General features: G+C 58.8%; 8 protein-coding genes. 1 reads left to right on the top strand and 7 read right to left on the bottom strand.

Annotated elements, in window-relative coordinates; translation table 11 throughout:
- Positions 1-158 precede the first annotated feature (158 nt).
- Positions 159-1,343: a porin gene (locus tag NCR98_RS01590; protein WP_284503747.1), complete on the bottom strand. Its 1,185-nt coding sequence runs from the start codon at positions 1,341-1,343 to the stop codon at positions 159-161.
- 437 nt (positions 1,344-1,780) lie between these two features.
- Between NCR98_RS01590 and NCR98_RS01585 the strand changes: the two genes are divergently transcribed.
- A complete protein-coding gene (locus NCR98_RS01585) occupies positions 1,781-2,716 on the top strand; it encodes a LysR family transcriptional regulator (protein ID WP_250525354.1) in 936 nt (311 codons plus the stop codon).
- A gap of 55 nt (positions 2,717-2,771) precedes the next feature.
- On the opposite strand, the gene NCR98_RS01580 is transcribed toward NCR98_RS01585, so the two are convergent.
- From NCR98_RS01580 to NCR98_RS01555, 6 genes are all read right to left on the bottom strand, one after another.
- Entirely contained in the window at positions 2,772-5,828 is a 3,057-nt protein-coding gene (locus NCR98_RS01580; protein ID WP_350029493.1) for an ATP-binding protein, read from the bottom strand.
- 180 nt (positions 5,829-6,008) lie between these two features.
- Complete coding sequence (locus tag NCR98_RS01575) at positions 6,009-6,659, bottom strand: response regulator (RefSeq protein WP_250462890.1); 651 nt, start codon at positions 6,657-6,659, stop codon at positions 6,009-6,011.
- Positions 6,660-6,748: 89 nt separating this feature from the next.
- Positions 6,749-7,429: a response regulator gene (locus NCR98_RS01570; RefSeq protein WP_250525353.1), complete on the bottom strand. Its 681-nt coding sequence runs from the start codon at positions 7,427-7,429 to the stop codon at positions 6,749-6,751.
- A gap of 120 nt (positions 7,430-7,549) precedes the next feature.
- The gene (locus NCR98_RS01565) at positions 7,550-8,197 is read right to left on the bottom strand and encodes a response regulator (protein ID WP_250525352.1); all 648 of its coding nucleotides are present in this window, start codon (positions 8,195-8,197) and stop codon (positions 7,550-7,552) included.
- A gap of 425 nt (positions 8,198-8,622) precedes the next feature.
- Positions 8,623-9,153 carry a single-stranded DNA-binding protein gene (locus tag NCR98_RS01560; RefSeq protein WP_250525351.1) on the bottom strand — a complete coding sequence of 177 codons (531 nt, stop codon included), beginning with the start codon at positions 9,151-9,153 and terminating at the stop codon, positions 8,623-8,625.
- 117 nt (positions 9,154-9,270) lie between these two features.
- Positions 9,271-10,473 (bottom strand): MFS transporter, encoded by a 1,203-nt coding sequence (locus NCR98_RS01555; protein WP_250525350.1) that lies wholly within the window; start codon positions 10,471-10,473, stop codon positions 9,271-9,273.
- Positions 10,474-10,729 lie beyond the last annotated feature (256 nt).

The raw sequence follows: 10,729 nt of genomic DNA, 5'->3' as shown, positions 1-10,729 counted from the left end.
TTTTTTGTTCATTCTATTACTAGATGGATTTGGTATAGATTTCTGTTATTGTTTGTGTGCCCGCGTACGCGGGCCCCCCCCCCCCACCCCCCCCCCCCCCCCCCCCCCCCCCTTTTCTTTCTACTGCTAGCTAGCTACTGCTTACAACTCAGCCCGCTTTAGAAGCGGTGACGGATACCAGCCGTCACGAGAACCTGACGGCTGCTCGACGATGCTGCTGCACCGCTGATTTGAGCCGACGGGTATTCGTTTTCCGGCAGACCGCTTGCAATTTGCATCACGCCTTCAGCGTAGACGTCCGTACGCTTGGACAACGCGTAGTCGGTCTGCAAGCCGAACTGGTGATAGCGAACGCGCGTCGATTCGCCTGCGGCACCCAGCTTCTGGTTGGTGAACGTGTAGGCCGCACCCAGCGACAGCGCCGGCGTCAGAGCGTAACGAGCGTTTGCTTCGTAGTTGTTCGTGACGGCCGTAGCGTCGAAGTTGCTGCCGTCTTGACGAACTTGCGTCCACAGCAGGCCGAATTGCATAGCATTCGTCGAGTAGCTGGCGCCTGCGCCGAACGTACGTTGACGGATCGTGCCGAATGCGGCTTCTGCTGCCTCTGCCGGCTGACCGGCTGCTACAAACGCGTCACCGACGACATGCGGAACGACCGTAGCACCGTTGATCGCGCCGACGTTGTTACTGTTGATGCCGTTTGCTTGCGTGTAAGCAATGCCAGCCTTGATCGGGCCGTTAGCGTAGCCAGCACCCAGGCTGTACGCGCGATTCGCCGCGAAGCTGCCTGCCGAGTTCGAGAAGCCGTACTCGCCGCCGAACGTCAGACCAGCATAGTTGGCGCTCTGGAACTTGACCGAGTTGCTGAGACGGAAGTTGTTGCCGTCCAGGTTATCCAGGTTGTCCGGGTGCGCGAAGTACGTGCCGCCGAACGTGCCCGTTGCGCTCAAAGGACCAAGGTAGTCAGCCACGGCGTCGTTCTGACGACCCAACGTTACCGTGCCTTGGTTCGTCGAAATGCCGACATACGATTGGCGAGCAGCACCGGCGCCGCTACCGTTTGCCGGGTTGAAGCCGCTTTCCAGCCTGAAGACTGCCTTCATGCCGTTGCCCAGATCTTCAGCGCCCGTCAGGCCCCAACGGCTGTCTTGCACGTTGTTCCCAGTGACGCCCCATGCGCTTGCCTTGTTGTAGTCCGAACCCGGTGCCGAGCGCACGTTGTTCACGAACGTGAAACCTGCGTCCAACGTGCCGTACAGCGTGACGCTGCTTTGTGCGCTTGCAGCCGTGGCGAACGATGCAGCCAGAGCGGCCACTGCGGCTCCGATAAGATTCTTTTTCATGCGAATTCCTTTGATTGAGTCACGAGACTCGATGAGTTGCTTAAGGCCGCGGCGCGGCACATCTGGGATCGAAGCCCCGGAGAAAGCCTCACACCGATATTCGGCAGCCCAAAGTGTATGGCGCAGCTTTTTGCAGAGACCACCAAGGAACACGCAAAAGGTCTTTCGAATAAATCAAAAAATAGAATTTCAATATGACTTAACGCTTACACATCTGGTACTTACCCGAATGCTTTTTCTTTAACGAGATGGACCAGACGCAGCATCGTTGCACACATGCGACAGTGGCTGACGAGCGACAGCGAGAAGACATCGGAGTCATCCTATTCACAAGATGTATCGGGCTACGTAACATCGCGCACGCGAGGCGGCACTCCTGCCCTTGCTGACTTCGCATCGATCACCCGCAGCTCACGCTTTCGTCAGGCCATCCGCTCATGAACCAATTACAGGCGATGCGCGTCTTCCTCAAAGTCGCGGAGACATCTTCTTTTGGCCGCGCGGCCGCAGCGCTCGATCTTTCGAACGCCGTGGTCACGCGCTATGTCTCGCTACTCGAAGCGCATCTCAATACCCGCTTGCTGAATCGCACGACACGAAGCGTGTCGCTGACCGAAGCGGGCAAGGAATACGCCGATGGCTGCCGAACAGTGATCGAACACGTCGAGAATATTGAGGCATCAGTAGCGAACAGTTCAGTCGATCCATCCGGAACACTCAAGCTCGTTGCATCGGCATCGTTTTCCTTGCTCGAACTCACGCCCATGCTGCGCGCTTATCGCGATCGCTATCCGAGCGTGAAGCTCAGTCTTACGCTGCTCCATCGGCCGGTCGATCTCGTCGATGAAGGCTTCGATGTCGGCATCGTCGTGCCGCATCTCGTCAATAGCGGCACGCTCATCAATCGGCCGCTTTTCAAGGTCGCCGCGGCACTCGTCGCATCGCCCGACTATCTCGCCCGCCGCGGCCTGCCGGCGCGGCCCGCCGCTCTCGTCAAACACGAGTTTCTTGCGCCGTCCACGGATATTCACGGATCGAAGTGGTCATTCACCAGTCCGACGGGTTCGCTCGAGGAAGTGTCGATCGACCCGTCGTACACGGTGAACAGTTCACCCATGTTGCGGCAGGCGGCGATATTGGGAATGGGCATTGCCGTATTGCCCGAGAGCTATGTCCGGCAGGACGTCGAAGCGGGCGCGCTCGTGCGCCTGCTGCCGGCCTACACGCTCAACGACGCGGACAAGGAAGTGTCGATCGTTTATCCGGGACGCAGACACGTATCGGCCAAGACGCGTTCATTCGTCGACTTTGCGCTGACGCATTTCCGCGACCGAGCGACGTCCGATATCGGCGCGGCCAGTCTTTCCGACTAAAAGGAAAAAGCGCGACGCGATTTGATTCGCGTCGCGCTTTGAGTGATCCGACCGCTTAAACGAGCTCGGCGCCTTGCGCCTCTATGCGCTCGAGCAATTGCCTGCAGCGAACGATCAACAGATTTCCGTCCCGTCGACGCATTGCAAGTGGCTTACTCGACAAGTCACGCCTGAATGTTTCCAGCGCATCAAGCAGCGGCCGATACTGCAACACGCTCGCGGCCCCAGACACGCGATGATGCCATTCGCGCAAGTGTTCTACCGTGCCACGTGCGACCAGTGGTTCGAGCGCGGCGAGATCGTCGCGGAACGAGGATACGAAGGCATCGAGAAGCGCCTTGACGGTGGCCTCGCTGCCCCAGAGTTGCGCCATCGCTTCAAGGTCGAGTTCATCTTCTTCCGCGTGCCTTGCTTCGGCGCCGCCGACTGCCCGTCCATCCGGTTCGGGCGCGATCGTGTCCTTCAACCACCACCGGTTAAGATGCTCGCGCAGCGTCGCGAGCCGAGTGGGTTTGATGAGGCAATCGTCCATACCCGCGTCGCGGCACATGGTGCGCTCCTCGGCCGCCGTGCTAGCGGTGATACCGAGAACCGGCAGTCGGACCGCTGTTCCCGCTTCGTTGGCGCGCACGCGCCTCGTCAGCTCATAGCCGGTCATGTTCGGCATATGGCAGTCCGTGATCAGAAAGCCATAATGCGTTTGTTCGAGCGCCGCGAGCGCCTCGACGCCATCCTGCACGACATCGCAGGCGAACCCGAGCAACGAAAGCTGGTGGCGAATCAACTCCTGATTAACCGGATGATCCTCCGCCACGAGCACGAGCCTGCCGTTGCGCAAAGCATCCTCGCGGTCGGGCGCTTCCTTCTTCGGTTCGAGGCCCATTGTCGCGCGCGCCGCAATCTGCGGCATGCCGGTCAAGGCCGCGACGCAGGCAGCGCCAAGCCCTCGCCAAGAGATGGGATTGATGCTGACGCGAATATCGTCTTCAAGAATACGATAACCCGTTGGCTTCGGCTTTTCCGTCGCGTGAATGACGCGGGATCCGAACGGCAGCTTGTCCTTGTGCGTATCGCTCAGAAATACGATATCGACGCCTTCGAACGTCTCCGGAAGCATCAGGCTCGGGCTATCCGACGGAATGCGCTGAAGCACCAGACCGAGCGCCTGTCCGTAGTTCACCAACGCGTCGGCGACGCGCTCTTCGTCGATCGCCACGATGCCTCGCCGGCCGCGCAAGCCGTCGATCTGATACTGCAATGTCTCGACCGGCACTTCGAGGCGAAGCGTCATGGATGTGCCGACGCCTACTTCGCTCTGCAACGTCAGTGTGCCACCCATCAAATCCACGAGCCGATTGACGATAGTCAGTCCGAGGCCCGTACCGCCGAAGCGTCGGGTAGTGGACTTTTCCGCTTGCACGAACGGCTCGAAGAGACTCGCCTGCGCCTCGGACGCGATACCAATGCCCGTGTCCTTCACGCAGAGTTCGAGCAGCTGAGTGGACTCCGTCGATCCCACTTCCCGTACGTGCACAGCGACTTCACCAGCGCTGGTGAACTTGATCGCGTTGCTCATCAGGTTGAAGATGATCTGCCTCAGACGCACGCTGTCGCCCTGCACGGTAGCCGCCACTTCCGGCGCGACATTGACTCGCACTCGCAAGCCCTTTTCGTGTGCCCTGCCCGCCAGCAAGCCGACGGCGCTATCGACGAGTTCGCGCAAATCGATCGCGGTCGGCTCGATCGTCAGACGGCCTGCTTCGATCTTCGAATAGTCCAGGAGATCGTCGAGAATCTGAAGTAAAGCGCTGGCTGAATCCTGAATCATGCCGAGCATTTGCGACTGATCCGGATTGAGCGGCGTATTTTCGAACACTTCGACGAGACCCAGAACGCCGTTCATAGGCGTGCGAATTTCGTGGCTCATCATGGCGAGAAAATCGTCCTTCGCTCTCGATGCGGCTTCCGCGATATCTCTCGCCCGCGCAAGCTCTTCAGCGCGCGCGTGCTCGACGCTCGCATCCACCCAATATCCGCTCCAGACCACGGCGCCGTCGTCTTCGCAATGAGCGACGAGGTCTGCGCGAAACCAGCGCGTCACGCCCCCGACGACGGCTCTAAATTCTGTATGCAAGGGCTCGAGCGTGAGCGATGACCGCTCGATTTCCGCCAGCAGGCGCACGCCGTCCTCGGAGTTGACTTGACGCAATACCTTGAGCGGATCGTTAGCCAACGCTCCAAGATCGAGGCCAAGCAGTTGCCGCGTGTCACCGTCGATATACGGAAGGCTGTAAGCGCCATCGCGCGCACGCCGCAGTTGGAAGACGACAGCGGGAAGCGAGCGCGTGACGTCGTGCAGGCGCCGCTCCGTGCGACGGGCGTGCATCTCGGCGTCGCGAATATCGGTAATGTCGATCATCGTGCCGACTACGCCTGCTCGCTCGCCGTCCGGTGCCAGAAATGCACCGGTCCAAAAGAGGCCGTAGCGCGATCTGCCGAACTCGTCGAAGAACTCGGCCTCGACTTCCTGACGCTTGCCCGTGGCGAGCGTGCAACCGGAGAGATCGTGCAGCAAACGGCTGTGCTTTGCTCCCCACGCGCCCACTTCGAGCGCCGTCTGTCCGACGATATCCGTCCTGCGAACGCCCAGGGCCTCCTCGAACGCACGGTTGACCGCGACGTAGCGATTGTCCATGTCCTTCGCGACAAGCGGATACGGCACGACTTCCATCATGGTCTGCTGGAAGCTCAACTGCGTCGCGAGTTGCTGTTCGATCTTGAGACGCTTTCGCATTTCCCGCTGCAACAGGACGAATGCCCGAAGCGTGACGATCAAAACGGCCAGCACGCCAATGAGTGCAGGAAGCAGGCGCAGTGCGGTAACGCTCAGAACACGGGACGGCGCTGCCGAGACATAAACGTTCGAGAGCGCGTCGTTAGCGCGAAACATGAAGGCATCCGCATCGATAGGCGGAATGCTTTCTCTGGCGGGCGCGATATCTGCCGCCGTTGCACGCGCGTCGGACGCGACAGTGTCCGCGCGAACCACCGTGCAATACGGTGACAGGAGCACGACGAGCAAAAACCAGCAACGCACGACGACGGAACTCAAATCGAATCTCACAAAGGTAAAAGTCGGCGTCGTTGAGAGGACACCGCATCGGAAAACTTGCGTACGCTGCGACACAGGCTGTCGCAGGCGCCGTCGAACAGTAGAGTCTGATACGCATCCGTTGGCGCAGACATCGGAACCGTCTTAAATAGTTCTGATGACGCCAACCGTCCGCTTCAGTCAGACGAGGCCCACCTGCCTGAAATACTCGACGAGATCGGCCTCCGAACTTAGGCCCAGCTTCCGCATGCCACTGCGTTTCTGGGTAGCGATGGTTTTACTGCTTCGTCCGAATCGGCTTGCAATCTCGTGCACCACCATGCCACTGGCGTACAGCCGAAACACTTCCCACTCGCGCCGGCTCAATACGCCGACACATGCGGGCATGGTTTCTGGAAGGCTGCTCAACGCATCTATGGCAAGCGGCGAGGCGAACCGTCTGCCTGCGCTGATGGCCGCAATTGCGGTTTCGAGAGACTCCAGTCCGTCGCGCTTGTCGACCACACCGTCGACGCCCATTCGTATGAGTCCCGCTAGCATTCGAGCTTGTGAAAGCATGGTGATAACGACCAGCCTCGGCCGCTCGATCCGACTCGAAAAACGCCTCAGAAATGTGATGGAACTGCTCTCACCTTCCATCCCCTGCATTCCAATGTCAGAAAAGACGAAGTCACAAGCAGTCGAATCCAGCGCTTCGGCCAGCTCTTGGGTGTCGTGCGCCGTCGCCACTACTTCGATGGCGCCGTCCCGTTCGAGATAGCTCTTGATACCCTTCACGACTATCGGGTGATCATCGGCGATGATTGCCCTCAGCGGCATTCTTGTTTTCATTGGTCTCTTTTATTGTAAAAGCCGGCATGCCCTTCTAACGAGGGCAGTGCGTCTCCACGCCCGCCGGCAGTGCTGCTTGTAAGCGCGCGTCAGATCAGGTCCGTGTCCGCAACGAAGCGATACAGATCTGCGTCCGTGGACAGATCCAGCTTGCGCATGGCGGCGCATTTCTGAGCGCTGATAGTCTTTACGCTACGGCCCAGCTTCCTTGCGATCTCAGTCACGTTGGCACCGCGCGCATAGTTTTCAATGACTTCCATTTCCCGGCTAGTCAGTCTCTGCCGAATGAACAGAGCGTGACTTTCCGTATTTGCAATGGCCAAAGCACGGCGAATTGCCGGTCCGAGATAGGTCTCGTTGGCAATGACCGAGACGATCGCGACGTAGATGAGGTCAAGCCGGTCCTCTTTGCTGAGGAACGCGTGCGCGCCCGCGTCCAGCGCCTGCTTGATGAGCGTCGCGTTATCGGTGCGCGATAGCACGACGATGTGCACATTCGGATAAGTCGCAGAAATGTGCTGCACGAGTTGAACGCCGTCACCATGGCGCCCCCCCGGCATGAAGAAGTCGACGATGGCCACGTCGCATTCACCGCGTGCCAGACACTCGTCGAGCTGCGTGGAATCGATGCTTCGACTCACCACTTCTACATTGGGAAAATTCCCAGCCAGCCGTTCGATAGCGAGAATGACGAGCGGATGATCGTCCGCTATTGCTAACCGAATTCTCCTGGCATGCGAGAACACTTGACCTTCATTCAATGATTCCATCACTTAAAACCTTCACGCGTTGAGCGAACTCAAATTCATTCTTGACACCGATAAGAATCGGATACCGAAACATTAAAAAACATAAGATGCATCCGAATTCGAACTCACCACACCGATAACTCAGCCGAGTCCTTGAGCGCGTACAAACGCGAACAAACCCGGGTCGTTTCTAATTCCGAGCTTGTTCATCGCATCTCGCTTCTGTCGACTGATAGTGCGCACATCGCGGTTCAACGCTTTGGCGATTTCGGTAATCGTGCGACCCTTGGCGAACAAACGAACGACTTCTTCTTCCCGGGGCGAAAGCCGCGGTTCCTCTGGTGATGACTCGGTTTCCGCGCCCGCTTCCGCTAACGCGGTAACAAAAGACCCACTGACATAACGGCGATCGATTCCCGCATGGCGCACGGCAGTCGCCACGAGTTCAATAGCCTCCGCCTTATTCACGAGTCCGATGGCACCGGCATTGAGAATAGAACGAAGAATCGCGACATTACTGACGCTCGTCAGCACGACGATTTTGATGCTTGGCCACTCTTGCCTGACTCTACGAATCAGCCGTAATCCGTCTAGCGCGTCCGGCCCAGGCTCAGGCATGGCGAAATCCGTGACAAGCACGTCACATGGCGTCTTCGCGAGTTCGACCACAAGGCTGCTCGCATTATTCGCCTCACCGACGACATCGATCCCCTCGTCGGCCTTGAAAAGCGCCTTTACGCCAAGGACCACGAAAGGATGATCGTCGGCCAGCACTACGCGAAGTTTCAAAGTCGCCCCTCTAAATGATGTTGTTGATTTTTAGATTTTGGTCAGAACGCATTTATTGCTTTATGCAATCAACGAAGTCTCTCTTTCGTTACGTTTGCTCGAACTCAATAAAATCGAGTAAACATCTGAAATCAATAAATGAATGCCTAAAAGCAGCGAGTAACTAAACGTTCTAAACTGGATGAATCAAAGTAGGACGCAAACAAGCCGCGCACCATAGGACTACTCCGATTACACCGTCATGACTCTTCGTTGGTCCGTATAAAGCCTCATATTCGCGGTTAATCGGAAGCGTTATACGGCTGCGGGAATCGCGGAGAGCCTCGAAGTTATATTTCGGAAAGCGCCTTGCAGATTTGATAAAAAAAAAGCCTCCGACAATTAATGCCGGAGGCTTAGCGTTCAAACGAATTTGTTGCGAGTTGTCAGAACGGGATATCGTCGTCCATGTCTTCAAAACCGCCGCCCGCAGGTTGGCTCGGACGGCTCGATCCGCCACCGGCTCCACCGCCCGCAGCGCGCCCGCCTGCCGACGCGCGGCCGCCACCACCACCGCCGCCGCCTGAGCGCTCCATCGGCGCGCTGCGGCTGTAGCCGCCGTCATCGCCGCCGCCTGCTCCGCCGCGGCCACCGAGCATTTGCATCTGATCGGCAACGATCTCGGTCGAATAGCGCTCTTGCCCCGCCTGATCGGTCCACTTGCGCGTGCGAATGCGCCCTTCGATATACACCGACGAGCCCTTCTTCAAATACTCGTTCACGATCTCGGCAAGACGCCCGAAGAACGCCACGCGATGCCACTCCGTGAGTTCCTTCATCTCGCCAGACGACTTTTCCTTGTAACGGTCGGTCGTCGCGAGACGAATGTTGGCCACGGCGTCGCCGCTCGGAAGGTAGCGCGTTTCCGGGTCGGCGCCCAGATTGCCTACGAGAATGACCTTGTTGACAGATGCCATGATTTCTCCGGTAAATTCCTTGCCCACTAGCAGTTATGCGACGTTATCAGTTCAACCCTCTTCCACGGAAGAGGACGGGAAACATCGCACTGCCTCAATATGATTAATACAGATTCGCTACGCCGCGCGCTCGACCCTGCGCGGCGGCGCCTTCATTTTCCACGCGACGATCAACCATGCCAGCACCAGCGCCGAACACGAGAAGAACACCGCACTCGGGCCATCCAGCTTGAGCAGCCAGCCGCCGATCACGCCACCAAGCGCGAGCCCGATAGACTGCGTCGTGTTGTACACCCCGGCGGCCGCGCCCTTGCGGGTGCCTGGCGCCAGTTTGGACACAAGCGAAGGTTGCGACGCCTCCAGCACGTTGAAGCCCAAGAAGTACACAAACAGGATCGCGGCCACAGACCATAGCGTATGGGGAGCCGCGCCTAATAACAACTGGCCGATCAGGATAAGAAAAATCGCACTCAACATGACCGCTTTCATCTTGCCGCGCTTCTCGGCGGCGATGATTGCCGGAACCATCATTACGAAAGCGAGGCCCATCACCGGAAGATAAATCTTCCAGTGCGAGGCGACCGGTAACCCGCCCGCTTCGAGAATGCGCGGCACGACGAGAAAGAGCGCGGTTTGGGTTGCGTGCAGCACCAGCACGCCGAAGTTCAGACGCAGCAGCTCGACGTTGTGCAGCACCTCGGCGAATGGCGCCTTGACGTGAACCGGCGGCACGGGCGGGTCCGGCACGACCCACAAGACCACGCCGACCGCGACGATCGACAGCACGCCGATCACCGTGAACAAGCCGCTCATGCCGACCCAGTGGAACAGGATCGGTGCGCCAACGATAGCGACCGCGAACGAGACGCCAATGCTCGCGCCGACCATCGCCATGGCCTTGGTGCGATTTTCTTCTTCAGTCAGATCGGCGATGAACGCGATTACCGCCGACGACACCGCGCCCATGCCCTGAATCACACGTCCGGCGATGATCCACGCCATGGAGTGCCCTGCCGCCGCCACGAAGCTGCCGAGCGCGAACACGAGCAGGCCGAATGCGATCACGGGTTTGCGGCCCAGCTTGTCCGAAATCCAGCCATAGAAGATGTACAGCATGGACTGCGTGACGCCGTAAGCGCCGAGCGCTATGCCGACGAGAAACACGTCATCGCCGCCAGGGATAGTTTTCGCGTAAATGGAAAACACCGGCATGATCATGAAGAGGCCGAGCATGCGCAGCGCAAAGATCGCGGCGAGCGACACGGTTGCGCGCAATTCGGGCGCGGACAAACGTGTGGACATGGCAGACGGATTGGACATCAGGAACGGAAATGGGTGAGGGTCGCGACTGGCCTGACGCGTGGGGAGCGCGGCGCGGCCGCCTTGTTCTGGCTCGAAACGGCACTATATGCGACATACGGCTGCTCGCGCGCCGCACGACCTGCGGCCATTAACGCGAAGGCGCCTGGGAAACGGAAAAGCCGTTGGAAAGCCGCCGAGAAGCCTTGAGAGCCCCTGAGAGCCCCGAGAGCCTTTTGGCACGGGCGCCGCACCCTGCAAAAGTCGTTATAGTAGC

It is taken from the genome of Caballeronia sp. GAWG2-1 (genome assembly GCF_023631405.1).
Taxonomy (GTDB): domain Bacteria; phylum Pseudomonadota; class Gammaproteobacteria; order Burkholderiales; family Burkholderiaceae; genus Caballeronia.
The sequence above is the reverse complement of the archived record's forward strand: the minus strand, read 5'-3'. Positions and strand labels throughout refer to the sequence as shown.

Bases quoted from the DNA above. Each gene is read 5' to 3' on its own strand.
- NCR98_RS01590 (WP_284503747.1), bottom strand. From the start codon at position 1,343: ATGAAAAAGAATCTTATCGGAGCCGCAGTGGCCGCTCTGGCTGCATCG.
- NCR98_RS01585 (WP_250525354.1), top strand. From the start codon at position 1,781: ATGAACCAATTACAGGCGATGCGCGTCTTCCTCAAAGTCGCGGAGACA.
- NCR98_RS01575 (WP_250462890.1), bottom strand. From the start codon at position 6,659: ATGAAAACAAGAATGCCGCTGAGGGCAATCATCGCCGATGATCACCCG.
- NCR98_RS01570 (WP_250525353.1), bottom strand. From the start codon at position 7,429: ATGGAATCATTGAATGAAGGTCAAGTGTTCTCGCATGCCAGGAGAATT.
- NCR98_RS01560 (WP_250525351.1), bottom strand. From the start codon at position 9,153: ATGGCATCTGTCAACAAGGTCATTCTCGTAGGCAATCTGGGCGCCGAC.
- NCR98_RS01555 (WP_250525350.1), bottom strand. From the start codon at position 10,473: ATGTCCAATCCGTCTGCCATGTCCACACGTTTGTCCGCGCCCGAATTG.